Here is a 26,180-nt window from a genome sequence, read left to right on the forward strand (position 1 = left end):
CCACGTTTGTGACGAGGTAAACAACAAAGGCCGGTTCGATTGAACCGGCCTTTGCTTTGCGTTGCTTCAGATCCTGTCAGACGCTGACGATCAAACCTGCGCGCCTGCGTTGGGATCGTTCGGATCGTGGCTTTCCTTCTTTTCCTTCAGCAGATCCTCGCGCTTCACGCCGAACCACATCGCCAGCGCTGCCGCGACGAACACCGACGAGTAGATACCGAACAGGATACCGACCGTCAGCGCGAGCGCGAAGTAGTGCAGCGTCGGGCCGCCGAACAGGAACATCGACAGCACCATCATCTGCGTACAGCCGTGCGTGATGATGGTACGCGACATCGTGCTCGTGATCGCGTGGTTGATCACTTCCATCACGCTCATCTTGCGTTCGCGACGGAAGGTTTCGCGAATCCGGTCGAAGATAACCACGGATTCGTTCACCGAGTAGCCGAGCACGGCAAGCACCGCCGCCAGCACCGACAGCGAGAACTCCCACTGGAAGAACGCGAAGAAGCCGAGAATGATCACGACGTCGTGCAGGTTGGCGATCACGCCCGCGACCGCGTACTTCCATTCGAAGCGGAAGGACAGATAGATCACGATGCCCGCGACCACGCACGCGAGCGCGAGCAGGCCGTCGGTGGCGAGTTCCTTGCCGACTTGCGGTCCGACGAACTCGACGCGCTGCAGCTTCGCATTCGCGTCCTGGCCTTTCAGCGAGGCCATCACCTGATCGCTCTGCTGCGCCGACGTCAGGCCCTGCTTGAGCGGCAGACGGATCAGCACGTCGCGCGAGGTGCCGAAGTTCTGCACCTGAGCGTCGCCGTAGCCGATCTTGGTCAGCGTGTCGCGCACGGGTTCAAGCGGTACTGCGCCCGGATACTGCACTTCGATCACGGTGCCGCCCGTGAATTCGACGGACAGATGCAGCCCGCGATGCAGCAGGAAAAACACGGCGGCGATGAACGTCAGCAGCGAGATCGCGTTGAAGACCAACGCGCGCTGCATGAACGGAATGTCTTTACGGATGCGGAAAAATTCCATGTTCTCTTTCTCCGGACTCAGCGGGTCGAACCCGGCTTGTTCGTGCCACCCGGCGTGTTGCGGTTGCGCAGCGTCGGTTTGCCCGCGCGAGCTTGCGCTCCCGCCTGCGCCTTGGTCTTCGGCTTCGCTGCCTTGGTCGCGGCGATCTGCGCAGCCGTGTCGGTCTGTTCGTCGGCGTTGTCGAGGTAAGCCGTCGCGCCTTCAACCGCTGCGGGCTTCCACACCTGGCCGATCGCAAGCGATTGCAGCTTCTTCTTGCCGCCGTACCACACGTTCACAAGACCACGCGAGAAGAACACGGCCGAGAACATCGACGTCATGATGCCGATACAGTGCACGACGGCAAAGCCGCGCACCGGGCCGGAGCCGAACGCGAGCAGCGCGAGGCCGGCGATCAGGGTGGTCACGTTCGAGTCGAGAATCGTCGCCCATGCATGCGCGTAGCCGTTCTGGATGGCCAGTTGCGGCGGCGCGCCGTTGCGCAGTTCTTCACGCACACGCTCGTTGATCAGCACGTTCGCGTCGATGGCCATACCGAGCGCCAGCGCGATAGCGGCAATACCCGGCAAGGTGAGCGTGGCCTGCAGCATCGACAGGACCGCGATCAGCAGCAGCAGGTTCACCGACAGCGCGATCATCGAGATCAGGCCGAACAGCATGTAGTACGCGATCATGAAGGCCGCGATCGCGATAAAGCCGTACACGACGGAATCGAAGCCCTTCTTGATGTTGTCCGCGCCGAGGCTCGGGCCGATCGTACGTTCTTCGATGATGTCCATCGGTGCCGCGAGCGAACCGGCGCGCAACAGCAGCGCGAGGTCGGTTGCCGCTTGCGGGGTCGGCTGGCCCGTGATCTGGAAGCGGTCGCCCAGTTCCGACTGGATCGTCGCGACCGTCAGCACTTCGCCCTTGCCCTTTTCGAACAGCACCATCGCCATCGGCTTGCCGATGTTGTCGCGCGACACGCTGCGCACCGCGCGGCCGCCTGCCGAATCGAGACGGATGTTGACGGACGGACGCTGATGCTCGTCGAAGCCCGCCGACGCGTCGATGATGCGGTCGCCCGTGAAGATCACGGCCTTGCGCAGCAGCACGGGTACGGCATTGCCTTGCGTGAACAGTTCGTCGCCTGCCGGAACAGGGTCGGACGGATTCGGATGCAGGCCGTTCGGATCGGCGAGGCGCGCTTCGAGCGTCGCCGTACGGCCGATGATGTCCTTCGCCTTCGCCGTGTCCTGCACGCCCGGCAGTTCGACGACGATGCGGTCGGAGCCTTGCTGCTGGATGACGGGTTCGGCCACGCCGAGCTCGTTGACCCGGTTATGCAGCGTCGTGATGTTCTGCTTGAGCGCTGCGTCTTCGACCGTCTTCTGTACGGCAGGCGTGAACGTGCCCACCGCCTGGAAGCCGCCGCTCGGATTCGGCTGCGTCGCCCACTGGAGTTCGGTGACGCCCGTGGTCAGCTGCTTGCGCGCCGTTTCCGCGACGTCCTGATCGGCGAAATTGATGACGACCGACTGGCCGACGCGGTTCACGCCGCCATCGCGGATGCCCTTGTCGCGCAGCAGCGTGCGCGCATCCGATGCGTCGGAATCCAGTTTCTTGTTGAGCGCGCCTGCCATGTCGACTTGCAGCAGGAAGTGCACGCCGCCGCGCAGGTCGAGACCGAGGTACATGGGCAGCGCGTGCAGCGCGGTCAGCCAGTGCGGCGACGCGCTTTGCAGGTTCAGCGCCACGATGAACTGCGGATCGGTCGGGTCGCTGTTGAGCGACTTTTGCAGCAGATCCTTCACGCGCAGTTGCGTGTCGGTGTCTTTCAGACGCACGCGGATGTTCGCGTTCTGCGTCGAGTTGTCGAACGTGACGTCGTCGGGCTTGATCTGGCTGGATGCGAGCGCCGCTTCGACCTGCGACAGCGTGGTCGAATCGAGCTTCACCGTTGCCTTGCCGCTCGACACCTGCACCGCCGGCGCTTCGCCGAAGAAATTGGGCAGCGTGTACACGAGGCCGATGACCAGCGCCACCAGCATCACGGCATACTTCCAGAGGGGGTAACGATTCATGGAGTGGTCCAACGGGAGGTTGGCTTGAAAGCGATGCGTCCGGCGATGAGCGCGGCGAGCGGAAGCGTCGGATGGAGATTCCGCTCGGCGCGAGGCCGCGCCGGACGCAAGAGAGCAGGCCTTACAGCGACTTCAGGGTGCCCTTCGGCAGAATGGTCGTGACGGAGGCCTTCTGCACGGTGATTTCGGTGCCTTCTGCGATTTCGACCCCAACGTAGGCTTCGCCGACCTTCGTCACCTTGCCGACGATGCCGCCGTTCGTCACCACTTCATCGCCCTTGGCCATGGCGGAAAGCATGTTGCGGTGTTCCTTCTGGCGCTTCATTTGCGGGCGAATCATGATGAAGTACAGCACCGCGAACATCAGAATCAGCGGCAGGAAGCTCATCAGGCTCGATTCGGCGCCACCTGCTGCACTGCCTTGCGCGAAGGCATTGGAAATGAACGACACGTTGGTCTCTCCGTTATAACAATCGAAAAAAATCAGCCGGTTATTCTACCACTGGCCATTTACGGGACGGCACCCGGAACGGGTTTTCCTGACGGGCGGTCAAGGGCTTTGGGCACCGATCCGAAAGTTAATTGTAATGTCTGGCGCGCTATGTGGGAGGCTCGCTTGTCACGAGCCTTCCGGCGCCGCGTTTAACTTTGCTCTGTCCCGCGCGCCCGGTTGTCGTGGAACAGCTTCCGGAACGCGTCGAACATCTGCGCGTCGATGGCGTCGCGCATTTCCTGCATCAGTTCGAGGTAGTAGTGCAGGTTGTGGATCGTGTTCAGCTGCGCGCCGAGAATCTCGCCGACGCGATGCAGGTGATGCAGATAGCCGCGCGTGAAATTGCGGCAGGTGTAGCAGCCGCATTGCTCGTCGAGCGGGCGCTGCGAATTCTTGTGCGTCGCGTTGCGGATCTTGATGTCGCCGAAACGCGTGAAGAGCCAGCCGTTGCGTGCGTTGCGGGTCGGCATCACGCAGTCGAACATGTCGACGCCCGCCGCCACGCCCGCCACGAGGTCTTCCGGCGTGCCGACGCCCATCAGGTAATGCGGCTTGTCGGCGGGCAGCTTCGGGCCGATGTGGTTGAGCACGCGCATCATGTCTTCCTTCGGCTCGCCAACGGACAGCCCGCCGATCGCGAGGCCGTGGAAGCCGATCTCCGACAGCCCTGCCAGCGACTCGTCGCGCAGGTCTTCGAACATGCCGCCCTGGACAATGCCGAACAGCGCGTTCGGATTGTCGAGCCGGTTGAATTCGTCGATCGAGCGCTTCGCCCAGCGCATCGACATGCGCATCGAATCGGCGGCCTCCTTGTGCGACGTGGGCACGCCGTTGGTCGCGTAGGGCGTGCATTCGTCGAACTGCATCACGATGTCCGAATTCAGCACCTTCTGGATCTGCATCGACACTTCCGGCGACAGGAACAGCTTGTCGCCGTTGATCGGCGACGCGAACGTCACGCCGTCTTCGGTGATCTTGCGCAGGTCGCCGAGCGAGAAGACCTGGAAGCCGCCCGAGTCGGTGAGGATCGGCCGCTTCCAGCCCATGAAGCCGTGCAGGCCGCCGTGCGCCGCGATCGTTTCCAGACCGGGGCGCAGCCAGAGGTGGAATGTGTTGCCGAGGATGATCTGCGCGCGGATTTCTTCGAGTTCGCGCGGCTGGATCGCCTTGACGGTGCCGTACGTGCCGACGGGCTGGAAGATCGGCGTTTCGACCACGCCGTGATTGAGCGTGAGGCGCCCACGGCGCGCCTGGCCGTCGGTTTTGAGCAGCTCGAACTTCAGGCCGTTATCGGGGCGAACGTGGTCGCCGAGGTAAGCGCCGTCGGCGCGTGCAGCAGTGTGATGACCGTCGGTCATGGGTTGACTCCGTGTGCAGACCGGAAAACAGTCCGGCGCATGATGAAGAAGGCTGCCGGAGCGGGTCCGGCAGCGAGTGAGGATTATGCGTTCAGTGCGTCTTCGCTGCGCGTGAGCAGCATCGCGTCGCCGTAGCTGAAGAAGCGGTAACGCTCGTCGATCGCGTGACGATACGCCGCGCGGATCGTTTCGATGCCCGCGAACGCCGACACCAGCATCAGCAGCGTCGACTTGGGCAGATGGAAATTCGTCACGAGCCGGTCGACCACGCGGAACTGGTAGCCCGGCGTGATGAAGATATCGGTCTCGGCGCTGGTCGCGGCGAGCGGTTTGCCCGCAGCGTCGGCATCGCGCGCGGCGGCTTCGAGCGCGCGCATCGACGTGGTGCCGACCGCGATCACGCGATTGCCGCGCGCCTTCGTCGCCGCAATCTTGTCCACCAGCGACTGCGGCAACTGGTACCACTCGCTGTGCATCTTGTGCTCGGCGATGTTCTCGACGCGCACCGGCTGGAACGTGCCCGCGCCGACGTGCAGCGTGAGCGTCGCGCGCTCGACGCCCTTCGCGTCCAGCCTCGCGAAGATCGAATCGTCGAAATGCAGGCCCGCCGTCGGCGCGGCGACGGCGCCCGGATTCTGCGCGTACACCGTCTGGTAGCGCGTTTCGTCGAACGCGTCGGGGTCGTGCTCGATATACGGCGGCAGCGGCAGGCGGCCGAACTGCTCGATCAGCGTCAGGCAGTCGTCCGGGAAATGCAGCGTGTAGAACGGCTCGACGCGCTCGCCGACGGTGACGTCGAAGGCATCGGCGAGACGCAGCACGGTGCCCGGCCCCGGACTCTTGCTCGCGCGAATCTGCGCGAGCGCCGTGCGTTCGCCCGTGAGCCGCTCGACCAGCACCTCGATCTTGCCGCCGCTGGCCTTCTGGCCGAGGAAGCGGGCCTTCAGCACTTTGGTATCGTTGAAGACGAGCAGGTCGCCGGACTCGATGCACTCGGGCAGCTCGGCAAAACGGCGGTCGGTGAATGTTGCGGGCGCGGTTTGCCCGTTCACCTCGAGCAGGCGGCTCGCGCTGCGCTCGGGCAGGGCGATTTGCGCGATCAGCTCGGGCGGCAGGTCGAAATCGAAATCGGAAAGCGTGAACATGCGGACTGACTTGATGCGGTATGGAACAGTGCGAAGCGGAACCGCCGCCCGGACAGCGCGAAGCCGATACGACGACTGAAGCATCAGCGTCTACGACAGCGCCTCACGAGCGGCTATGATTGCGGGACATTGCCGCGGCGGCCCGGCGTGCGCACACAACTCATGCGCGCACTGGCCGCAAAACTTCTGAAGCCGATATTGTACTTGCGAAGCGACTCATGCCTTTGTCCGATACCCGTTCACCCCTCGACACCGACGACGACAGCGCCCCGACGAAGCGCCGCGCCGCGCGGAGCAAGGCGGACACGGACGCGGCTGCGCCCGGGTTGAAAGACGCGCCACAAGGCGCAAAAAAGCCCGCCGCAAAGAAGCCCACGCTCGCCAAAACGGCCGACAAGCTCGCCAAGCTAGGCCTCACGCGCGATATCGATCTCGTGCTGCATCTGCCCATGCGCTACGAGGACGAAACCTCGCTGACGCCGATCGGCGAACTGCTGCCCGGCGGTATCGCGCAGACGGAAGGCGTCGTGTACGACAACGAAATCGCGTACCGGCCGCGCCGCCAGCTGCTTGTGAAAATGCGCGACGAAGCAGGCGACGAACTGATCCTGCGCTTCCTCAATTTCTACGGCTCGCAGGTCAAGCAGATGTCGGTGGGTGTGCGGCTGCGCGTGCGCGGCGACGTGCGCGGCGGCTTCTTCGGGATGGAGATGGTGCATCCGGCCGTTCGTGCCGTCGATGAAGACACGCCGCTGCCGCAAGCGCTCACGCCTGTTTATCCGAGGACGGCGGGCGTGTCGCAGGCCTATCTGCGCAAGGCGATCGACAACGCGCTCGCGCGCACGTCGCTGCCGGAACTGCTGCCGGAGCCTATCGAGCGGCAATATCTGCGGCCGCTCGAAGTCCCGGCGCTGATGGACGCGGTGCGGACGTTGCATCATCCGAATTCGCATTCGGACGAGACGGCGCTGATCGACGGCACGCATCCCGCGTGGACGCGCATCAAGTTCGAGGAACTGCTCGCGCAGCAACTGTCGCTCAAGCGCGCGCACGAGGAACGCCGCACCCGCGCCGCGCCCGCGATGCCGCGCCGCGCCGATGCGGACGAGACATCGCTGGTCGCGCGTCTGCTGGCAACGCTGCCGTTCTCGCTGACGGGCGCACAGCAACGCGTGTGCGGTGAAATCGCGCAGGATCTGACGCAGCCGCATCCGATGCAGCGCCTGTTGCAGGGCGACGTCGGCAGCGGCAAGACGGTTGTCGCGGCACTCGCGGCCGCGCAGGCGATCGACGCCGGTTATCAGGCGGCGATGATGGCGCCGACCGAAATTCTCGCCGAACAGCACGCGCGCAAGCTGCGCGGGTGGCTGGAGCCGCTCGGCGTGACGGTCGCGTGGCTCGCGGGCAGTCTCAAGACCAAGGAAAAGCGCAGCGCGATCGAAGCGGCCGCGCTCGGCACCGCGCAACTCGTGATCGGCACGCACGCGATCATCCAGGACGCGGTCGAGTTCGCGCGGCTCGGCCTCGTGATCGTCGACGAGCAGCATCGCTTCGGCGTCGCGCAGCGGCTTGCGCTGCGCGCCAAGGCTCAAAATGCCGCCGATGGCGCGCGCGATTTCCAGCCGCATCAGCTGATGATGTCGGCCACGCCGATTCCGCGCACGCTCGCGATGACGTATTACGCTGACCTCGAGGTCTCGACAATCGACGAACTGCCGCCCGGCCGTACGCCGATCCTGACCAAGCTCGTGTCCGACGGGCGCCGCGACGAAGTGATCGGCCGCGTGCGCGAGGCGGCGCTGACGGGGCGGCAGGTGTACTGGGTGTGTCCGCTGATCGAGGAAAGCGAGACGCTGCAGTTGCAGACGGCCGTCGAAACCTACGAAACGCTCGTTGCCGCGCTGCCGGAGCTGAAGGTCGGGCTCGTGCACGGACGCCTCACGCCCGTCGAAAAAGCGACCGTGATGGACGCGTTCAGCCGCAACGAAGTGCAGCTGCTGGTCGCGACGACGGTGATCGAAGTGGGCGTCGACGTGCCGAACGCGTCGCTGATGGTGATCGAGCACGCGGAGCGCTTCGGGTTGGCTCAGTTGCATCAGTTGCGCGGACGGGTGGGGCGCGGCAGCGCGGCCTCCGTGTGCGTGCTGCTGTACACCGGACCATTGTCGATGACGGCGCGCGCGCGCCTGCAAACGATGCGCGAAACCACCGACGGCTTCGAAATCGCGCGTCGCGACCTCGAAATCCGCGGTCCCGGCGAGTTTCTCGGCGCGCGGCAGTCGGGCGCCGCGATGCTGCGGTTCGCCGATCTCGAAAACGACGGCTGGCTGATCGAGCCGGCGCGTGAAGCGGCGGCGACGCTGCTCGCGCAGTATCCGAATGTCGTCACGCAACATCTTTTGCGCTGGCTGAATACGCGCGAGCAATATCTGAAAGCCTGATGAAATCTCGTGCAAGGGAGTGCTTCGCGCTGCAGCATGCCTGGTTCGGCTTGAAGGTTGGCCAATTGGCCCCATAGGTGTATAACAGAAACCTATCGAATCTATCGCCCTGATTGGTCCCCAATGACCCTCACTGAACTAAAGTACATTGTCGCGGTAGCGCGCGAGCGCCATTTCGGCCGCGCGGCAGAAGCGTGTTTCGTGAGCCAGCCGACGTTGTCGGTCGCGATCAAGAAGCTCGAGGACGAGCTGAACGTACAGATTTTCGAGCGCGGCACGAGCGAAGTCAGCGTCACGCCGATTGGCGAGCAGATCGTCACCCAGGCGCAGCGCGTGCTCGAACAGACGCTCGCCATCAAGGAGATCGCCAAGCAGGGCAAGGATCCGCTGGTCGGGCCGCTGCGCCTCGGCGTGATTTACACGATCGGGCCGTACCTGCTGCCCACGCTCGTCAAGCAGATGATCAAGCGCGTTCCGCAGATGCCGCTGATGCTGCAGGAAAACTACACGCTCAAGCTGATCGAACTGCTGAAGCAGGGCGAAATCGACGTCGCGATCATGGCGCTGCCGTTTCCGGAAACCGGCTTGATGCTGCGTCCGCTGTACGACGAGCCGTTCGTCGTCGCGCTGCCGTCGGGCCATGCGTGGGAGTCGCGCAACAAGATCGATCCGGGCGACCTGAAGCAGGAAACCATGCTGCTGCTCGGCAGCGGCCATTGCTTCCGCGATCACGTGCTCGGCGTGTGTCCGGAACTGATGCGCTTCTCGCAGAACGCCGACGGCATCCAGAAGACCTTCGAGGGATCGTCGCTGGAAACGATCCGGCATATGGTCGCGAGCGGCGTCGGCATTACGGTGCTGCCGCGCATGTCGGTGCACGAAGTGAAGCCGCACGCGGGCGGCGTCGATTCCGGCCTGCTCAGCTACGTGCCGTTCGACGATCCCGTGCCGGATCGCCGCGTCGTGCTGGCCTGGCGCAAGAGCTTCACGCGGATGCCCGCCATCGACGCGATCTGCGATGCGATCGCCGCCTGCGATCTGCCGGGCGTGAAGAAGCTCGATCTGCCCGCCGCCGTCAACTGAACGCTGTTCCTAAAGGCGCATCGACAGCCTGCTCGCTGTTGATGCGCCGCCCGCCGCCTTCTGCATGAGGCGGCGCCTATCGAATATATAAAATTAATCAAATCGCGCAATTCGATAGTTTTTAATAAGATTTCCTCCATGGGTCCCCGCGATCCACCACTACACACCGGAGGAAATCATGCAGCCGTCCACGTCTTCGCTGTTCCCGTCAGTTTCCTCGTCATCGCAGCAACCGGCTGCCGCTAGCAGCGCGTCCAGCTTCAGAACGGTTGCGTTTTCACTGCTCGTCGACCGCGCGCTGTCCGCCTGAACGCGCCCACGCTGTTCACCGAATCGAATCCATCCCACGCTACGACCGCAACTCAAGCATCACCCGGAGAAGAACTATGTCTGAACGCAATCTCACCACCGCCTCGGGCGCACCTGTCGCCGACAACCAGAATTCGCTGACGGCGGGCCCACGCGGCCCCGTCGCGCTGCAGGACGTGTGGCTGATCGAAAAGCTCGCTCACTTCGACCGCGAAGTGATTCCTGAGCGCCGCGTTCACGCGAAGGGTTCGGGCGCGTTCGGCATGCTCAAGGTGACGCACGACATCTCGCGCTACACGAAGGCGAAGGTGTTCTCGCAAGTGGGCAAGGAAACGCCGCTCTTCATGCGCTTTTCGACGGTGGCGGGCGAGCGCGGTGCCGCCGACGCCGAGCGCGACGTGCGCGGCTTCTCGATCAAGTTCTATACGGAAGAGGGCAACTGGGACGTGGTGGGCAACAACACGCCCGTGTTCTTCATCCGCGATCCGCTGAAGTTTCCCGACTTCATTCACACGCAAAAGCGCGATCCGTACACGAACATGCGCAGCGCGACGAACGCGTGGGATTTCTTCTCGCGACACCCCGAGTCGCTGCATCAGGTGACGATCGTGATGAGCGATCGCGGCATTCCGAAGAATTACCGCCAGATGCATGGTTTCGGCTCGCACACGTTCTCGTTCATCAACGCGAATGACGAGCGCTTCTGGGTCAAGTTTCATTTCAAGTCGATGCAGGGCATCGAAAACTACACCGACGAAGAAGCCGCGCAAGTGGTCGCGCGCGACCGTGAAAGCGCGCAGCGCGATCTGGTCGAATCGATCGACGGCGGCGAATTTCCGAAATGGCGCTTCCAGATCCAGGTGATGCCCGAACAGGATGCAGCGGCGTACCGCTACAACCCGTTCGATATCACGAAGGTCTGGCCGTACAAGGACTATCCGCTGATCGACGTCGGTGTGATCGAGTTGAACCGCAACGCGCAGAACTATTTCGCGGATGTCGAGCAGGCCGCATTTACGCCGGCGAACGTGGTGCCGGGCATTGGCTTCTCGCCGGACCGTCTGTTGCAAGGACGGCTGTTCTCGTACGGTGACACGCAGCGCTATCGTCTCGGCGTGAATCACCATCTGATTCCCGTGAACGCGTCGCGCGCGCCGAACGTGCGCTCGTTCCATCGCGATGGCGGCATGCGCGTCGACGGCAATCTCGGCGGCAATGTGAACTACGAGCCGAACCGTTTCGGCGACTTCGCGCAGGACCGTAATGCGATCGAGCCGCCGCTCGCGGCAGGCAATGTCGATCACTACAACCATCGCGAGGACGAGGACTACTACAGTCAGCCTGCGGCGCTGTTCAGGATTTTCGACAGCGCGCAGCGCGAGCGGCTGTTTGGCAACATCGCGCGAGCGATCGACGGCGTGCCCGCCGATATCGTCGCGCGACAGATTGAGCACTTCCGCAAGATCGATCCGGCGTATGCGGACGGCGTGATCGCGGCAATCGAGGCGCTCGCGAAAGCGAAGGCGAAGTAACGTTTGGGATTGCAGACGGCGGCTGCGCCGTCTGCGTGAGCAGTCAGGCTGGACAGGACGGGAGCGACGCGCTCTCGTCGGCAAAGGAGAAAGATCATGGTTCAGATGGTGATGAACGCAGTCGGCTATCACGCCGGCAATGAAGCAGGCAATGAGACAGGCAACGCGGGCAGCGTCGCGCAACAGGTGCGGACTCCCATGCTTTTCCAGAAGCTCGTTGGGTTCGCGATTCTCGGCAGTGGCTATGTGGCGATCGTCGCAACGCTGGTGCACGCCGTCGGCGGATGACGAACCGCACGTATGGGGCCATGCGTGATTTGCGGGTCACGGGTAGCGAGGCGCAGGGTCGCGCGAACGCAAATGTGTTCCAGGCTACACTGGCGGGCGTTCGAGCGTTGAACGATTGCACACGCGCAGTTCCGGGCAAGCAGACCGGTTCGAATCACTCTTAAAAGGAGTCATCATGGCCAAGAAAGAAGCCGTACCGCACGTCAACATTGGTATCAGCGACAAGGATCGCAAGAAGATCGCAGAAGGTCTCTCGCGTCTTCTCGCGGACACGTACACGCTTTATCTGAAGACCCATAACTTCCACTGGAACGTCACGGGTCCGATGTTCAACACGCTGCATCTGATGTTCGAGACGCAGTACACGGAACTCGCGATGGCCGTCGACCTGATCGCCGAGCGCATCCGTGCGCTGGGCGTCGCTGCGCCCGGCAGCTACAAGGAATTCGCGAAGCTGTCGTCGATCGCCGAAGCGGACGGCGTGCCCGCCGCCGAAGACATGATCCGCCAGCTGGTGGAAGGCCAGGAAGCCGTGGTGCGCACCGCGCGCGCGATCTTCCCGGTGACGGACGCGGCCCACGACGAGCCGACGGCCGACCTGCTGACGCAACGCATGCAGACGCACGAAAAGAACGCGTGGATGCTGCGTTCGATGCTGGCGTAATCGGTGCAACGGCGTAGGCAAAATGCCTGCGCTGCGTCGCCGATGAAAAAAGCCCGACAGTGAAGCCTGTCGGGCTTTTTGTTTTTTTGCCTGCGCGTCAGAAGGGGACGGTCACGCGCGCTGTTCTAAAATAGCGGGATCGAATCTACGCGCACCGCCATGTTCGCCCGACTCCCGCTCTATCTGCGCCTTGTCCGCATGGACAAGCCGATCGGCAGCCTGCTGCTGCTATGGCCGACGCTCAACGCGTTGTGGATTGCCTCGGACGGTCATCCGTCGTTGTCGTTGCTGCTGATCTTCGCGATCGGCACGATTCTGATGCGCTCCGCCGGCTGCGCGATCAACGACTATGCCGACCGCGACTTCGACCGCTATGTGAAGCGCACCGAAAACCGGCCGATCACGTCGGGCAAGATCAAGGCATGGGAAGCTGTGGCGCTGGCAGCGGGGCTGTCGCTGATCGCGTTCCTGCTGATTCTGCCGCTCAATACGTTGACGAAAGAGTTGTCGGTAGCGGCGCTGTTCGTTGCGGGCACGTATCCGTTCACGAAGCGCTTCTTCGCGATTCCGCAGGCGTATCTGGGCATCGCGTTCGGCTTCGGCATTCCGATGGCGTTCGCCGCCGTGCAGAATCAGGTGCCGCTGCTCGCGTGGGTGATGCTGATTGCCAATGTGTTCTGGTCGGTCGCGTACGACACCGAATACGCGATGGTCGATCGCGATGACGACATCAAGATCGGTATCCGTACGTCCGCATTGACGTTCGGCCGCTTCGACGTGCTCGCGATCATGCTCTGCTATGCGATGACGCTCGGTATCTACGTCGGCATCGGTTTTGCGCTGGGCTTCGGCGTGCTGTACTGGATCGGGCTGGCTGCAGCGGCGGGCTGCGCCGTCTATCACTACACGCTGATCAAGGACCGCGAGCGCATGCCGTGCTTCGCGGCGTTCCGGCACAACAACTGGCTGGGCGGCGCGCTGTTCGCGGGTATCGCCGCGCATTACGCCGCGCAGGCGTTCTGAATCTTCATTGGTCGGCGCGACGAAGCACGGCTGTCGCATGCTTCGTCCGCCGATCTACTTCAGCAAGCGACATCACTGCTTGCCGAATTCCTCTCCCATTTCACGTGCACGTGCATCCGCGGCCAACGCGCCGCGCACGATCGCGTCCTTCACACCTTGCGCATCGAACGATGCCAGGGCAGCTGCCGTCGTGCCGCCCTTCGACGTCACGCGCTCGCGCAGCACGCTCGCCGGTTCACCGGACTGCGCGGCGAGCTGCGCCGCGCCCGTGAACGTGGCGACTGCCAGCGCACGGCCTTGCTCGTCGTCCATGCCGAGTTGCCGCGCCGCTTCCTGCATGGCCTCGATGAAGTAGAACACGTAGGCCGGGCCGCTGCCCGAGATCGCGGTGACGGCATCGATCTTCGCTTCGTCGTCGAACCATACCGTTTGCCCGACTGCGCCGAGCACCTGCGAGGCCAGATCGCGACCCGCTGTGTCGACGCCTTCGGTCGCAACGAGGCCCGTCACGCCCATGCCGATCAGCGCCGGCGTGTTCGGCATCGTGCGCACGAGCCGCGCATGGCCACCGAGCCAGCGCGACAGGTCTGCGCTGCGAATGCCAGCGACGATGCTGATGACGAGCTGCGAAGCCGTCAGATGCGGCGCGAGCGCCGCAGCGACGTCTTTCACGATCTGCGGCTTTACCGCGAGCACGACGGCATCGAACGATTTCAGCGACGCACCCGCCGAAGCGCTTGTGCCGATGCCGAACTGCTGCTCATTGCGCTTGCGCGCGTCTTCGTTGGGATCGATCGCGAGGATATCGGCCGGCGCGACGCCGCGCTTGATCATTCCGCCGATGAGCGCGGCGGCCATATTGCCGCCGCCGATGAAGGCAATTTTCATGATGTTCGGAAGGTTCAGTGAGAGTAATCGCGGGCGCCGAAGATTGCCGTGCCGACGCGTACGATAGTCGCGCCTTCAAGTACGGCTGCTTCGAGATCGCCCGACATGCCCATCGACAGCGTGTCGAGTTCGAGGCCTTGCGCACGCAGCTTTTCGAACAGCTCGCGCAACGCGCGATGCGGCACGCGCTGCTGTTCGACGTCGCCCGCCGGTTCGGGAATCGCCATCAGGCCGCGCAGACGCAACCTGGGAAGCGCAGCGACCTGGCGCGCCACGTCGACGGCTTCGTCCGGCGTGACGCCGCTCTTCGAGGCTTCGCCGCTGATGTTGACCTGCAGGCATACATTGAGCGCGGGCAGCGCATCCGGCCGCTGCTCCGACAAACGCTGGGCGATCTTCAGCCGGTCGACGGAATGCACCCAGTCGAAATGCTCGGCGACTGGGCGCGTCTTGTTCGATTGCAGCGGCCCGATGAAATGCCAGACGAGCGAGGCGCGCAGATCGGACAGCGCCTCGATTTTCGTCAGCGCTTCCTGCACGTAGTTTTCGCCGAATGCACGCTGCCCCGCGGCATGCGCGGCGCGAACGTCTTCGGCGGGGAATGTCTTCGAGACGGCAAGAAGCGCAATGGAGCCAGCGTCGCGGCCCGCGACCTGCGCGGCGAGGGCGATGCGCTGATGCACTGCGTCGAGATTGTGAGCGAGGTCGGGCATGAAGCGAGTACCGAGGCGAGGGGCGACGATTCGAATTATACGGACGCCGCCCTCGCGCCACGACCTGGCCGATCGGCCAGGTTGTGCACGAGCGTGCCGCAAGCGATGCTTCCGGTCAGGACGCGAGCATGTGCTCGACGAGTTCGACCCAATGCACGACAGGCATGGAGGTGCCGCTTTGCAGATGCGCGATACAACCCACATTCGCGGACACGACGATCTGTGGCTCCTGTGCCTTCAGCTTTTCCAGCTTCTGGTTGCGCAATGCGTACGAGAGCGCGGGCTGCGTGAGCGAATAGGTGCCGGCGGAGCCGCAGCACAGATGGCTGTCGGCGGGGAGCCTGACTTCGATGCCAAGTGCGGTCAGAAGATGCTCGACCTTGCCGCGTATCTGCTGGCCATGCTGCAACGTGCAAGGCGGGTGATACGCAACCGTATGAATCGCGCGGCGACGTGTGAGCGGCGTCAGCGCTTCTTCGAAGTCCGGCAGGATTTCGCTGATGTCGCGCGTCAGTTCGACGATCCGCTTCGCCTTCTCCGCGTAAGCCGGGTCGTTGCGCATCAGGTGCGCATACTCCTTCACTGTTGCGCCGCAGCCGGACGCATTCATTACGATCGCTTCCGCACCTTGCTCGACATGCGGCCACCACGCGTCGATGTTCTGGCGCACGTCGTCGAGGGCCTCGTCGTTGTAGCCGAGATGCAGGCGGATCGCGCCGCAACAACCCGCTTCCGGCGCGATCACCGTCTGAATGCCGAGCGCGTCCAGCACGCGTGCCGTCGCAATGTTGACGTTCGGCATCATGGAAGGCTGTACACACCCTGCGAGCATCAGCATCTTGCGCGAATGCGTGGCCGTCGGCCATTCGAGCTGGCGCTGACGTTGCGGAACCTTGTCGCGCAGCTTCTTCGGCAACAGCGGGCGGAAATGCTGGCCGAGCCGCATCGCGGGCGTGAACAGCGTGGCGTTCGGCACGAAGCTCGCGAGCACGCGGCGCATCAGACGCTGGCCGAGCGGGCGCGGCACTTTCTCTTCGGTGAGCTTGCGGCCTATCTCAACGAGCTTGCCGTACTGCACGCCGGACGGGCAGGTGGATTCGCAATTGCGGCAGGTCAGGCAACGATCCAGATGCAACTGCGTGCTGCGCGTGACGGGCGTGCCTTCCACCATCTGCTTGATCAGATAGATGCGTCCGCGCGGCCCGTCGAGTTCGTCGCCGAGCAGTTGATAGGTCGGGCAAGTGGCCGTGCAGAAGCCGCAATGCACGCATTTGCGCAGGATGGCGTCGGCTTCGTCACCGTCCGGTGTGTTGCGAATGAAGTCGGCGAGATTGGTTTGCATCGCGCGCTCAGAAGTCGGGGTACAGCCGGCCGCGGTTGAAGATGCGGGCCGGGTCGAAAGCTGCCTTCAGGCCACGATGGATCTTCATCAGCGGGGCAGGCAGAGGCGTGAACACGCCTGCGCCACGGTCATAGCCGTGGCCGGTTCGGAAGATGGTCGCGTGGCCGCCCGCCTGTTTCGCGCTGATGCGTACGGTTTGCGCGTCGGCGTCGGTGATCCACCAGCGTTGTGCGCCGCCCCATTCCATCAGCTGCGCACCGGGCAATTGCAGGGGCTCGGTGATGGTCGGCAGCGCGAGCCGCCAGAGCGCGGACTTCGGCGCAATGGCCGCGAAGAACGGGTCGGTCTGTTCGCGCAGACCTGCCCAGAAGCGTTCGGCTTCCACCGCGTCGACCACTTCGCCGCCCAGCGACGTTCGCGCCGATTTGACGGCTGCCTCGGCGCCGCCCAGCCGCACGGCGAGCGTGCCGTGGCGCCAGGCGCTGCCCGTGATGGGCAGCGGGCGGCCGCCCCATTCGTTGAGCTTGCGCACGGCATCGGTGCCGTTCATATCGAACTTGAGCGTCGCTTCCGCCTTCGGACGTGGCAGCACCTTGACGGACAGTTCGAGGATCAGGCCAAGCGTGCCCAGCGAGCCGGCCATCAGCCGGGACACGTCGTAGCCAGCGACGTTCTTCACGACCTGGCCGCCGAACGTCAATACCTGCCCCTGGCCGTTCATGACGACGGCGCCGAGCACGAAGTCGCGCGGCGAGCCCGCCGAATGTCGGCGCGGTCCGGCGATGCCTGCTGCAATGCAGCCGCCGAACGTCGCTTGAGGGCCGAAATGAGGCGGCTCGAAGGCGAGCATCTGATCGTGTTCGGCGAGCGCCGCTTCGATTTCGAGGAGCGGCGTACCGGCGCGCGCCGTAATGACCAGCTCCGCGGGATCGTACGCGATGATGCCGCGGTGCGCGCGCGTGTCGAGGACCTCACCTTGCAATGACTGGCCGTACCAGTCCTTCGTGCCGCCGCCACGGATGCGGATCGGCTGCTCCGCGGCCGTGGCCGCACGAACCCGTTCCGACCACGCGGCGACGATGTCGTCCTCTTTCATGGTGCGTTGCTTCGTTGTAGTGCGTTCGATTGTACCGAGGCAAGCCGCGCTCGCAACCCGGTTCAGACCCGTATCGAAGGTATTGCTGCTTTTATGCGTTATGACGACGCAACGACGACGCAAGCGCCATGCAGCCGGGTGCCGCATGGCGCTATGCCATATTCAGAAGCGCGGCAGTTCCGGGTGAGGCAGCAGGCCGCCTCGCACATGCATCTTTCCGTACTCGGCACAGCGGGCGCGCGTCGGAATGCCTTTGTCGGGGTTGAGCAGACAGGCGGGATCGAACGCGCGCTTGACCGCGTGGAACGCGTCGCGCTCTTCCGGCGAAAACTGCACGCACATCGAATTGATTTTCTCGATGCCTACGCCATGTTCGCCCGTCACCGTGCCGCCCAGCTCGACGCACGTTTCGAGAATGTCGCAGCCGAAGGCCTCGGCGCGATGCCACTCGTCGAGGTCGTTGCCGTTGAAGAGGATCAGCGGATGCATATTGCCGTCACCCGCATGGAACACGTTGATGCAGCGCAGGTTGTACTTCTTTTCCATTTCTTCGATACGCGCGAGTAGCGGGCCGATGCTGCGGCGCGGCACCGTTCCGTCCATGCAGTAGTAGTCGGGTGAGATGCGGCCGGCGGCCGGAAACGCGTTCTTGCGGCCCGACCAGAAACGCAGGCGCTCGGCTTCCGTGCGTGAGATCTGGATGCGCGTCGCGCCGTGCTCGCGCAACACGGCCGTCATGCGGACGATTTCCTCGCTGACTTCTTCGGGCGTACCGTCCGATTCGCACAGCAGAATGGCGGCCGCGTCGAGGTCGTAGCCGGCGTTCACGAATTCCTCGACGGCACGCGTGGCCGGCTTGTCCATCATCTCGAGTCCGGCCGGGATGATGCCCGCGGCAATGATGCCCGCGACGGCATCGCCGCCTTTCACGACGTCGTCGAAGCTCGCCATGATGACCTGCGAGGCCTGCGGCTTCGGAATCAGCTTGACCGTGACTTCTGTGACGATCGCGAACATTCCTTCGCTGCCGATCACGACGGCAAGCAGATCGAGACCCGGCGCGTCCGGACTCAGCGACCCGAACTCGACGATTTCGCCTTCCATGGTGATTGCGCGCACGCGCATCACGTTGTGGACGGTCAGACCGTACTTGAGGCAGTGCACGCCGCCCGAATTTTCGGCGACGTTGCCACCTATCGTGCAGGCGATCTGCGATGAAGGATCGGGCGCGTAGTAAAGGCCATAAGGCGCGGCTGCTTCTGAGATAGACAGATTGCGCACGCCCGGCTGGACGGTTGCCGTGCGCGCATACGGATCGACTTCGATGATCTTGCGAAAGCGCGCGAGCGACACGACCACGCCATGACGGATCGGCATCGCGCCGCCCGACAGGCTCGTGCCGGCGCCGCGCGGCACGATGGGAACATTCAGCCGGTGGCAGATCTGCACGATGCGCTGCACCTGCGATTCCGTTTCGGGCAGCGCGACGGCCAGCGGCAGGCGACGATAGGCGGCAAGACCGTCGCATTCGTACGCGACGGTATCTTCTTCGCGATACAACAGGCAATGCGTTGGCAGTACGGCCATCAACGCCTGCACGACTTCGCGCTGACGCTGCGCGAGCATCTCGGGCGACAGCTCAGGGGACAGCTCGCCGGGTGCGTTCATGGAATGTCTCCTCCTTGGACGGCCACGCGCGTCGTTGCGCAGCGCGGCCGGACATACGGTTACGCTATGCCGCCCACGTAAAGATCTTGCCTGGATTCATCAGGTTGCGCGGATCGAGCGAATGCTTGATGGAACGCATCACGTCGACTGCGACTGGGCCATGCTCTTCAAGCAGGAAGCCCATCTTGTGCAAACCCACGCCATGCTCGCCCGTGCAGGTGCCGTCCATGCGCAGTGCCCGTTGCACGATGCGATGATTCAGGCGCTCCGCTTCCTCCAGTTCGTCCGGCTTGTTCGGGTCGATCAGCATCGCGACGTGGAAGTTGCCGTCGCCGACGTGTCCGACGATCGGGCAGGGCAGCGGCGAGGTCTTCAGGTCTTCTTCCGTTTCGACCACGCACTCTGCAAGCCGCGAGATGGGCACGCAAACGTCGGTGGTGACGGCGCGGCTGCCGGGCTTCAGCTGCAGCATCGCGAAGTAGGCGTTATGACGGGCATTCCACAGACGGCTGCGGTCTTCCGGACGCGTCGCCCATTCGAAGCCTTCGCCCTTGTTCTGCGCGGCGATCTCCTGCACGAGCTCGGCCTGTTCCTTCACGCCGGCTTCCGTGCCGTGGAATTCGAAGAACAGGGTGGGCGCTTCGCGCAAGGTCAGGTTCGAGTGACGGTTGATCGAACGGACGGCGAGCGAATCGACGAACTCGACGCGCGCGATCGGCACGCCGATCTGGATGGTTTCGATCACCGCGCGCACGGCGTCGCCCATCGACGGAAAGGTGCACACGGCTGCCGACACCGCTTCCGGCTGCGGATACAGGCGCACCGTGATTTCGGTGATGACGCCCAGTGTGCCTTCCGAGCCGACGAACAGGCGCGTGAGGTCATAGCCAGCAGACGATTTGCGTGCGCGTGTGCCTGTGTGGATCACGCGGCCATCGGCCAGCACGACGGTCAGGCCGAGCACGTTTTCGCGCATCGTGCCGTAGCGCACGGCATTCGTGCCCGACGCGCGTGTCGCCGACATACCACCGATGCTCGCGTCCGCGCCAGGGTCGATCGGGAAGAACAGGCCCGTGTCGCGCAGCGCGTCGTTAAGCTGCTTGCGCGAGATGCCGGGCTCGACGGTGACCGTCAGATCTTCCGCGTTGATGGACAGCACGCGGTTCATTTCGGAAAGATCGATCGACACGCCGCCTTGTACGGCGAGCAGGTGGCCTTCGAGCGAGGAACCGTTGCCGTATGGAATGATGGGCACGTCGTATTGCCCGCACAGCTTGACGATGGCCTGCACGTCCTCGGTGCTGCGTGCATAGACGACGGCGTCGGGCAGTTGCGGATCGAATGGTGATTCGTCGCGGCCATGATGGGCGCGGACGGCTTCGGATGTGGATACGCGTTCGCCGAATGCCGACTTGAGCGCAGTGAGAAGTTCAGCAGGAAAAGGGCGGCGCACGGGGGTGGGCGGCACGGGATGGTTCACCTGCGTCTCCTGATGGCGAATGTTCTGATGGTTGATGCCCATTTTACGCCCATCGACGGCCGGCGCGGCGCCATGCTTGCAGGCCGGCAGCCGCAAGCGCGAGGCCTGGCATCCTTATAATGGATCGAAGCATGAACGCCATGCCGCGTTATATCCGGATGGATGCATCGCGGACCACTGTGCGGACCACTACGAGGACACGGACATCATGGGCAACCGGTTGAGCAAGATATCGACGCGCACGGGCGACGACGGCACCACGGGTCTCGGCGACGGCAGCCGGGTGCGCAAGGACGACGCACGGATTGCTGCGATCGGCGACGTCGACGAATTGAACTCGAACATCGGCGTGTTGCTGTGCGAAACCTTGTCCGACGAGGTGCGCGCGGCGCTGACGGCAATCCAGCACGATCTGTTCGATCTTGGCGGCGAGCTATGCATTCCGGGCCATTCGATGATCGCCGATTCACATCTCGCGCAACTTGATACCTGGCTTGCCGAATACAACGCAACGCTGCCGCCGCTCAGGGAGTTCATTCTGCCTGCGGGCACGCGCGCAGCGTCGCTTGCACATGTGTGCCGGACGGTTTGCAGGCGCGCGGAACGATCGATTGTCGCGTTGGGCGCTGTCGATGCGATCAACGAGGCGCCGCGCCGCTACGTGAACCGCCTGTCGGATCTGCTGTTCGTGCTGGCACGCGTGCTGAACCGCATGGACGGCGGTGGCGACGTGCTGTGGCGCCACGACCGTGGCGCGCAAAAAGAGGATGCGTAACGCAACGGAACAGCGTGCACTCCGTGAGGCCGCTCACCCGACGGCGAGCGTGACGGGTTTGCCGATGCGGCTCATCATTTCGACGAGCGTGTCGATGGTGAACTTGGCGGTTTTCTTGTTGACGACGTCCGACACGCGCGGCCGCGACACCATGAGGATGTCGGCAGCTTCAGACTGCTTCAGACCATGCTGCTCGATCCATGTGGACAGTTCGGTCATCAATTGTTCCTTGAGAAGCCGGGTGTCGTTGATCTGCTTCTGAGACGCTGCATGCAGACGCTCTGCTTCCTCTGCCGGGAAGCCCAGCTCGAGAAACAGATTCGCGCCCGGTTTTGTCACATGACGGACCTTGGTGTCGATGGTGTTCATACGTTCCTCACATTGGCCACGGCGCGGTAGCGCGCCTCGGCGATTTCCCTGTCACGCCGGCTGGTTGCCTGCGATTTCTTGTCGAAGCAGTGCAGCACATAAACGGCTTCAACGAATTTCGCGACGTACATCACGCGAAAAGCGCCTTCAGGCTCATTGACGCGAATTTCACGCGTACCCGCGCCGACGATGTCGAACGCTTTCCAGTTGTCCGGATCGAGACCAGCCTGCACCTTGGCAAGCTGAAAGCCAGCACGACGGCGCGGTTCTTCCGGAAACGCAAGCAGATCGTCGTAACTGGAGCCGACCCAGCGAATCTCTTTTTCAAGCTCCATGAGCCCCCTTCATGTATAAAATTTTATACCTCATTTCTCCGATGTTCAACGCGTTTGTGCGATCACCGGAACGAGATTCGAAGGTACCGAACGGAAGGGGAAAGTTCGATTCGGCCGAATGGCCAAAAAAAAGCCCGGCTGCGTGAGCCGGGCAAAGTCTGCGTAGAAAGGGAAAGAAGCCGCGTCAGTTCCCGCTGCCGCGCGCAACGCGCCGCTGCTTGACGGCATCCGCGAGACCTTCGAGCACGGCGACGCTGTCGTCCCAGCCGATGCACGCATCGGTGATGCTCTGGCCGTACGTCAGCGCGCAGCCGTCCTGGAGATCCTGGCGGCCCGCGACGAGGTGCGACTCGACCATCACGCCAACGATGCGTTCGTCACCGGCCGCGATCTGGCGGCCGATGTCGGCGCACACGGGAATCTGATTTTCGTGCTTCTTCGAGCTGTTCGCGTGGCTCGCGTCGATCATCAGGCGCGCGGCGAGGCCCGCCTTGCCGATGTCGCTGCACGCGGCGTTGACGCTGTCCGCGTCGTAGTTCGGGGTTTTGCCGCCGCGCAGGATGATGTGGCAATCCTCGTTGCCCGCCGTCGAGACGATGGCCGAATGGCCGCCCTTCGTCACCGACAGGAAATGGTGCGGCTGCGAGGCGGCCTTGATGGCGTCGACGGCGATCTTCACATTGCCGTCCGTGCCGTTCTTGAAGCCGACGGGGCACGACAGGCCCGACGCGAGTTCGCGATGCACCTGCGATTCAGTCGTGCGCGCGCCGATCGCACCCCACGAGATCAGATCGGCGATGTATTGCGGGCTGATCATGTCGAGGTACTCGGTGCCCGCGGGGAGCCCCAGCTCGTTGATCTTCATGAGCAGCTCGCGCGCAGTGCGCAGGCCGTCGTTGATCTTGAAGCTGTTGTCCATGTACGGGTCGTTGATGAGGCCTTTCCAGCCCACCGTCGTGCGCGGTTTCTCGAAGTACACGCGCATCACGATTTCCAGTTCGCCCGCGAAGCGCTTGCGCTGCTCGATCAGGCGACCCGCGTATTCCAGCGCGGCCTTCGTGTCGTGAATCGAGCACGGTCCGACGATGACGATCAGCCGGTCGTCCATGCCGTGCAGAATCCGATGCATCGATTGACGCGCGTTGAAGATCAGGTCCGACACCTTCTCGTCGCAGGGGAATTCACGGATCAGGTGCGCGGGCGGCGTCAGTTCTTTCAGTTCGCGGATACGGACATCGTCGGTGTTGTGCGGGGGCATGGTTTTCTCCTCGATTCTTTGTGCGGTTCGGGCGGTTTGCTGCGATTCAACGACGGCGCCGCGGCGAACAGGTCAACAGGCTAAAAAGGTCAAAATCAAAGTTGTCAGGGGCGAAAAAAAACCGCCAGACTCGCTGGCGGTTTTTTCGGGAATTTCAGGTGCCTATGTACGTTCACACCCCTCTCGATCCGCCAGCGGTCTGAGATGCCCAAAAGAAATAAAAATAAAACTTGGCGGACATGGCGAAAAAGGGATGGCTCGTCAAAAAGGTTGATTGGCTTTATAACCCGAGGTTTGCTCGGCTGGCAAGCTGGAGGCGCCAAAAATGCGGAAAATCCGCACGAATCGACGTTGTCATGCGCGATTCGTGCGTGTGGTGCGAAATCACACCGTGCCGCCGACCGTCATTTTGTCGATGCGCAGCGTCGGCTGGCCGACACCGACGGGCACGCTCTGGCCTTCCTTGCCGCACACGCCGACACCCGTATCCAGCGACATGTCGTTGCCGATCATGCTCACGAACTTGAGCGATTCGGGGCCGCTGCCGATCAGCGTCGCGCCCTTGACGGGATACGTGATCTTGCCGTTTTCGATCATGTACGCCTCCGACGCCGAAAACACGAACTTGCCGTTCGTGATGTCGACCTGGCCGCCGCCGAAGTTCACCGCATACAGACCATTCTTCACCGATTCGATGATTTCCTGCGGATCCTTGTCGCCGTTGAGCATGTACGTGTTGGTCATGCGCGGCATCGGCAGCGCGGCGTACGATTCGCGGCGCGCGTTGCCCGTCACGGGCATCTTCATCAGGCGTGCGTTCAGCGTGTCCTGGATATAACCCTTCAGGATGCCGTCTTCGATCAGCGTCGTGCACTGCGTCGGGTTGCCTTCGTCGTCGATGTTCAGCGATCCGCGGCGGTTCGGCAGCGTGCCGTCGTCGACCACCGTCACGCCCTTGGCAGCGACCTGCTCGCCGATGCGCCCCGCGAATGCCGACGAGCCCTTGCGGTTGAAGTCGCCTTCGAGGCCGTGGCCGATCGCTTCGTGCAGCAGCACGCCGGGCCAGCCCGGTCCGAGCACGACGGTCATCGCGCCGGCGGGCGCCGGACGAGCGTCGAGATTGACGAGCGCCGCGTGCACCGCGTCATCGACGTATTTCGACAGGATGTCGTCAGTGAAATAGCCGTAGTCGAAGCGTCCGCCGCCGCCGCCGCTGCCGATTTCGCGGCGGCCGTTCTGCTCGGCGATCACCGTCACGGACACGCGCACGAGCGGCCGGATGTCCGCGGCCAGCGCACCGTCGCTGCGCGCGACCAGCACGACGTCGTATTCGCCCGCGAGGCCCGCCATCACCTGCGTGATGCGCGGATCGCGGCTGCGCGCCATCTGCTCGATGCGTTCCAGCAGCTTGACCTTGGCGGTCGCGTCGAGCGAATGCAGCGGATCGGACGGCAGATACAGATCGCGCCCGGACACGCCCGTCAGCGTCGAAGCCGCCTTGATCTTCTGCTTGCCGCCGCCCGCCTTCGCGATGGCGCGCGTGGCGATGGCCGCCTGGCGGATCGCTTCGGGCGACAGGTCGTCCGAATACGCGAACGCCGTGCGGTCGCCCGACACGGCGCGCACGCCGACGCCCTGGTCGATGCTGAAGCTGCCCGACTTGACGATGCCTTCCTCGAGGCTCCACGCTTCGCTGCGCGTGGTCTGGAAGTAGAGGTCGGCGTAATCGACGCGATGCGTAAAGATTTCGGCGAGCGTGCGGGTCAGCACGGCTTCGTCGAGGCCATAGGGCGTGAGCAGCACGTCTTTGGCCGTCGCGAGATTACGGATGCTGGGTTCGATGATGTTCATGCGAAGTTCGCTCGATTCAGGGTATTCGGTTGGTGCACGTCGCCTACATGGGTAGCGGCGGCGGCACTTTCAATGCGTGCGATTCAGGTCAAACGCTTTCAGCTCAGCACGCGGTGACGCCAGGCCGGCAGGCTTTGCCGGACTTCGTCGATGCGTGAGCGCTCGATATTGCCCACGACGACGCCCGCGCCTTCGTCGCGCACGTCGATGATTTCGCCCCACGGGTCGATCAGCATGCTGTGGCCCCACGTGCGCCGACCGTTCTCATGCTTGCCGCCCTGCGCCGCGGCGAGCACGTAGCACTGATTCTCGACGGCCCGCGCGCGCAGCAGCGTTTCCCAGTGCGCGCGGCCCGTCGTGTACGTGAATGCGGACGGCACGACGATCAGCGCGCAGTCGCCCATGCGCCGGTACAGCTCGGGAAAGCGTAGATCGTAGCAGACGGACAGACCCACGCGCCCGAACGGCGCATCGAACGTGCGGACCGTGTCGCCGGGGCGGATCGTGCGCGCTTCGTCGAACGATTCTTCGCCTTTCTCGAAGTTGAACAGATGGATCTTGTCGTAGCGCGCGGCCTCGTTGCCTTGCGGGTCGAACACGAGCGTCGTGTTCAGCACGCGGGTTTCTTCGGGCGCCTTCAAAGGCAGCGTGCCGCCGATGATCCAGACCCGATGGCGGCGCGCCGCATCCGCGAGAAAGCGTTGGATCGGGCCGTCGCCGTAGGTTTCGCGCACCGTGAGCTTGTCGGTGTCCTTGAAACCCATGAAGCAGAAATACTCGGGCAGCAGCACGAGCTGCGCGCCGTCGGCGGCGGCTTGTGCGATCAGGCGTTCGGCATCGGCGAGATTGCGGTCGCGATCCGGCGTGCTCACCATCTGCAGCGCGGCGACGCGGAACGGACCAGCGTGGGAAGGGGACTTCGCGGACTGCGTGTTCAGGTCGCTCATAAGCGTTCGAAAGACTCC

Annotated in this window: 23 protein-coding genes; 7 read left to right on the forward strand and 16 right to left on the reverse strand. The window is 63.6% G+C overall.

Annotated elements, in window-relative coordinates:
• Nucleotides 1-90: 90 nt before the first annotated feature.
• The 5 genes from secF to queA form a co-directional block, all read right to left on the reverse strand.
• Nucleotides 91-1,041: a protein translocase subunit SecF gene (gene secF, locus G3N95_RS28805; protein WP_205973496.1), complete on the reverse strand. Its 951-nt coding sequence runs from the start codon at nt 1,039-1,041 to the stop codon at nt 91-93.
• A gap of 17 nt (nt 1,042-1,058) precedes the next feature.
• A complete protein-coding gene (gene secD / locus G3N95_RS28810) occupies nt 1,059-3,104 on the reverse strand; it encodes a protein translocase subunit SecD (RefSeq protein WP_205973497.1) in 2,046 nt (681 codons plus the stop codon).
• A 121-nt stretch (nt 3,105-3,225) separates the two neighbouring features.
• Nucleotides 3,226-3,555 carry a preprotein translocase subunit YajC gene (gene yajC / locus G3N95_RS28815; RefSeq protein WP_205973498.1) on the reverse strand — a complete coding sequence of 110 codons (330 nt, stop codon included), beginning with the start codon at nt 3,553-3,555 and terminating at the stop codon, nt 3,226-3,228.
• Nucleotides 3,556-3,746: 191 nt separating this feature from the next.
• On the reverse strand, nt 3,747-4,955 hold the full coding sequence (gene tgt / locus G3N95_RS28820) for a tRNA guanosine(34) transglycosylase Tgt (protein ID WP_205973499.1): 1,209 nt from the start codon (nt 4,953-4,955) through the stop codon (nt 3,747-3,749).
• Between the two features lie 83 nt (nt 4,956-5,038).
• Complete coding sequence (gene queA / locus G3N95_RS28825) at nt 5,039-6,100, reverse strand: tRNA preQ1(34) S-adenosylmethionine ribosyltransferase-isomerase QueA (protein WP_205973500.1); 1,062 nt, start codon at nt 6,098-6,100, stop codon at nt 5,039-5,041.
• 218 nt (nt 6,101-6,318) lie between these two features.
• Here queA and recG point away from each other — a divergent pair, with 218 nt between their 5' ends.
• The 6 genes from recG (at nt 6,319) to ubiA (ending at nt 13,440) form a co-directional block, all read left to right on the forward strand.
• Entirely contained in the window at nt 6,319-8,541 is a 2,223-nt protein-coding gene (gene recG, locus G3N95_RS28830) for an ATP-dependent DNA helicase RecG (RefSeq protein WP_205973501.1), read from the forward strand.
• A 123-nt stretch (nt 8,542-8,664) separates the two neighbouring features.
• The gene (locus G3N95_RS28835; protein WP_012401898.1) at nt 8,665-9,624 is read left to right on the forward strand and encodes a LysR substrate-binding domain-containing protein; all 960 of its coding nucleotides are present in this window, start codon (nt 8,665-8,667) and stop codon (nt 9,622-9,624) included.
• Between the two features lie 386 nt (nt 9,625-10,010).
• Complete coding sequence (locus G3N95_RS28840; RefSeq protein WP_205973502.1) at nt 10,011-11,465, forward strand: catalase; 1,455 nt, start codon at nt 10,011-10,013, stop codon at nt 11,463-11,465.
• 96 nt (nt 11,466-11,561) lie between these two features.
• The gene (locus G3N95_RS28845) at nt 11,562-11,753 is read left to right on the forward strand and encodes a hypothetical protein (RefSeq protein ID WP_205973503.1); all 192 of its coding nucleotides are present in this window, start codon (nt 11,562-11,564) and stop codon (nt 11,751-11,753) included.
• 175 nt (nt 11,754-11,928) lie between these two features.
• Entirely contained in the window at nt 11,929-12,417 is a 489-nt protein-coding gene (locus G3N95_RS28850) for a Dps family protein (protein ID WP_054919045.1), read from the forward strand.
• Nucleotides 12,418-12,576: 159 nt separating this feature from the next.
• Nucleotides 12,577-13,440, forward strand: coding sequence for a 4-hydroxybenzoate octaprenyltransferase (gene ubiA, locus G3N95_RS28855; RefSeq protein WP_205973504.1), 864 nt, complete (start codon nt 12,577-12,579; stop codon nt 13,438-13,440).
• 72 nt (nt 13,441-13,512) lie between these two features.
• Here the strand turns inward: ubiA and proC are convergent, their stop codons facing one another.
• The 6 genes from proC to G3N95_RS28885 form a co-directional block, all read right to left on the reverse strand.
• Nucleotides 13,513-14,328, reverse strand: coding sequence for a pyrroline-5-carboxylate reductase (gene proC / locus G3N95_RS28860; protein ID WP_205973505.1), 816 nt, complete (start codon nt 14,326-14,328; stop codon nt 13,513-13,515).
• A gap of 14 nt (nt 14,329-14,342) precedes the next feature.
• Nucleotides 14,343-15,041: a YggS family pyridoxal phosphate-dependent enzyme gene (locus G3N95_RS28865; RefSeq protein WP_205973506.1), complete on the reverse strand. Its 699-nt coding sequence runs from the start codon at nt 15,039-15,041 to the stop codon at nt 14,343-14,345.
• Between the two features lie 115 nt (nt 15,042-15,156).
• Nucleotides 15,157-16,383: a glycolate oxidase subunit GlcF gene (glcF, locus tag G3N95_RS28870; RefSeq protein ID WP_205973507.1), complete on the reverse strand. Its 1,227-nt coding sequence runs from the start codon at nt 16,381-16,383 to the stop codon at nt 15,157-15,159.
• A 7-nt stretch (nt 16,384-16,390) separates the two neighbouring features.
• Nucleotides 16,391-17,479 carry a glycolate oxidase subunit GlcE gene (glcE, locus tag G3N95_RS28875; protein WP_205973508.1) on the reverse strand — a complete coding sequence of 363 codons (1,089 nt, stop codon included), beginning with the start codon at nt 17,477-17,479 and terminating at the stop codon, nt 16,391-16,393.
• Nucleotides 17,480-17,641: 162 nt separating this feature from the next.
• The gene (locus G3N95_RS28880; RefSeq protein ID WP_201649011.1) at nt 17,642-19,147 is read right to left on the reverse strand and encodes an FAD-linked oxidase C-terminal domain-containing protein; all 1,506 of its coding nucleotides are present in this window, start codon (nt 19,145-19,147) and stop codon (nt 17,642-17,644) included.
• Nucleotides 19,148-19,211: 64 nt separating this feature from the next.
• Entirely contained in the window at nt 19,212-20,627 is a 1,416-nt protein-coding gene (locus tag G3N95_RS28885) for an FAD-linked oxidase C-terminal domain-containing protein (protein WP_205973560.1), read from the reverse strand.
• A gap of 208 nt (nt 20,628-20,835) precedes the next feature.
• On the opposite strand from G3N95_RS28885, the gene G3N95_RS28890 reads away from it, so the two are divergent.
• The gene (locus G3N95_RS28890) at nt 20,836-21,402 is read left to right on the forward strand and encodes a cob(I)yrinic acid a,c-diamide adenosyltransferase (protein WP_205973509.1); all 567 of its coding nucleotides are present in this window, start codon (nt 20,836-20,838) and stop codon (nt 21,400-21,402) included.
• A 33-nt stretch (nt 21,403-21,435) separates the two neighbouring features.
• Here the strand turns inward: G3N95_RS28890 and G3N95_RS28895 are convergent, their stop codons facing one another.
• The 5 genes from G3N95_RS28895 to G3N95_RS28915 all read right to left on the reverse strand — a co-directional run bounded on the left by G3N95_RS28895 (nt 21,436) and on the right by G3N95_RS28915 (nt 26,162).
• On the reverse strand, nt 21,436-21,771 hold the full coding sequence (locus tag G3N95_RS28895; protein ID WP_205973510.1) for an XRE family transcriptional regulator: 336 nt from the start codon (nt 21,769-21,771) through the stop codon (nt 21,436-21,438).
• Nucleotides 21,768-22,106, reverse strand: coding sequence for a type II toxin-antitoxin system RelE/ParE family toxin (locus tag G3N95_RS28900; RefSeq protein WP_205973511.1), 339 nt, complete (start codon nt 22,104-22,106; stop codon nt 21,768-21,770). The genes G3N95_RS28895 and G3N95_RS28900 overlap by 4 nt, the downstream gene beginning before the upstream one ends.
• A gap of 184 nt (nt 22,107-22,290) precedes the next feature.
• Nucleotides 22,291-23,364, reverse strand: a complete 1,074-nt coding sequence (gene aroG, locus G3N95_RS28905) for a 3-deoxy-7-phosphoheptulonate synthase AroG (RefSeq protein ID WP_205973512.1) — start codon at nt 23,362-23,364, stop codon at nt 22,291-22,293.
• Between the two features lie 384 nt (nt 23,365-23,748).
• Nucleotides 23,749-25,215: a metalloprotease TldD gene (tldD, locus tag G3N95_RS28910; protein ID WP_205973513.1), complete on the reverse strand. Its 1,467-nt coding sequence runs from the start codon at nt 25,213-25,215 to the stop codon at nt 23,749-23,751.
• Nucleotides 25,216-25,313: 98 nt separating this feature from the next.
• A complete protein-coding gene (locus G3N95_RS28915) occupies nt 25,314-26,162 on the reverse strand; it encodes a carbon-nitrogen hydrolase family protein (RefSeq protein WP_205973514.1) in 849 nt (282 codons plus the stop codon).
• Nucleotides 26,163-26,180 lie beyond the last annotated feature (18 nt).

Source organism: Paraburkholderia sp. Tr-20389, from assembly GCF_017104565.1.
Taxonomy (GTDB): domain Bacteria; phylum Pseudomonadota; class Gammaproteobacteria; order Burkholderiales; family Burkholderiaceae; genus Paraburkholderia.

Excerpts from the sequence above, each read along its gene's own strand:
- G3N95_RS28840 (WP_205973502.1), top strand. The coding sequence starts at position 10,011 with ATGTCTGAACGCAATCTCACCACCGCCTCGGGCGCACCTGTCGCCGAC.
- tgt (WP_205973499.1), bottom strand. The coding sequence starts at position 4,955 with ATGACCGACGGTCATCACACTGCTGCACGCGCCGACGGCGCTTACCTC.
- queA (WP_205973500.1), bottom strand. The coding sequence starts at position 6,100 with ATGTTCACGCTTTCCGATTTCGATTTCGACCTGCCGCCCGAGCTGATC.
- G3N95_RS28835 (WP_012401898.1), top strand. The coding sequence starts at position 8,665 with ATGACCCTCACTGAACTAAAGTACATTGTCGCGGTAGCGCGCGAGCGC.
- G3N95_RS28900 (WP_205973511.1), bottom strand. The coding sequence starts at position 22,106 with ATGGAGCTTGAAAAAGAGATTCGCTGGGTCGGCTCCAGTTACGACGAT.
- tldD (WP_205973513.1), bottom strand. The coding sequence starts at position 25,215 with ATGAACATCATCGAACCCAGCATCCGTAATCTCGCGACGGCCAAAGAC.
- glcE (WP_205973508.1), bottom strand. The coding sequence starts at position 17,479 with ATGAAAGAGGACGACATCGTCGCCGCGTGGTCGGAACGGGTTCGTGCG.
- G3N95_RS28880 (WP_201649011.1), bottom strand. The coding sequence starts at position 19,147 with ATGAACGCACCCGGCGAGCTGTCCCCTGAGCTGTCGCCCGAGATGCTC.
- G3N95_RS28890 (WP_205973509.1), top strand. The coding sequence starts at position 20,836 with ATGGGCAACCGGTTGAGCAAGATATCGACGCGCACGGGCGACGACGGC.
- glcF (WP_205973507.1), bottom strand. The coding sequence starts at position 16,383 with ATGCAAACCAATCTCGCCGACTTCATTCGCAACACACCGGACGGTGAC.
- ubiA (WP_205973504.1), top strand. The coding sequence starts at position 12,577 with ATGTTCGCCCGACTCCCGCTCTATCTGCGCCTTGTCCGCATGGACAAG.
- G3N95_RS28845 (WP_205973503.1), top strand. The coding sequence starts at position 11,562 with ATGGTTCAGATGGTGATGAACGCAGTCGGCTATCACGCCGGCAATGAA.
- recG (WP_205973501.1), top strand. The coding sequence starts at position 6,319 with ATGCCTTTGTCCGATACCCGTTCACCCCTCGACACCGACGACGACAGC.
- aroG (WP_205973512.1), bottom strand. The coding sequence starts at position 23,364 with ATGCCCCCGCACAACACCGACGATGTCCGTATCCGCGAACTGAAAGAA.
- proC (WP_205973505.1), bottom strand. The coding sequence starts at position 14,328 with ATGAAAATTGCCTTCATCGGCGGCGGCAATATGGCCGCCGCGCTCATC.
- G3N95_RS28915 (WP_205973514.1), bottom strand. The coding sequence starts at position 26,162 with ATGAGCGACCTGAACACGCAGTCCGCGAAGTCCCCTTCCCACGCTGGT.
- G3N95_RS28865 (WP_205973506.1), bottom strand. The coding sequence starts at position 15,041 with ATGCCCGACCTCGCTCACAATCTCGACGCAGTGCATCAGCGCATCGCC.
- G3N95_RS28850 (WP_054919045.1), top strand. The coding sequence starts at position 11,929 with ATGGCCAAGAAAGAAGCCGTACCGCACGTCAACATTGGTATCAGCGAC.
- G3N95_RS28895 (WP_205973510.1), bottom strand. The coding sequence starts at position 21,771 with ATGAACACCATCGACACCAAGGTCCGTCATGTGACAAAACCGGGCGCG.
- secF (WP_205973496.1), bottom strand. The coding sequence starts at position 1,041 with ATGGAATTTTTCCGCATCCGTAAAGACATTCCGTTCATGCAGCGCGCG.
- secD (WP_205973497.1), bottom strand. The coding sequence starts at position 3,104 with ATGAATCGTTACCCCCTCTGGAAGTATGCCGTGATGCTGGTGGCGCTG.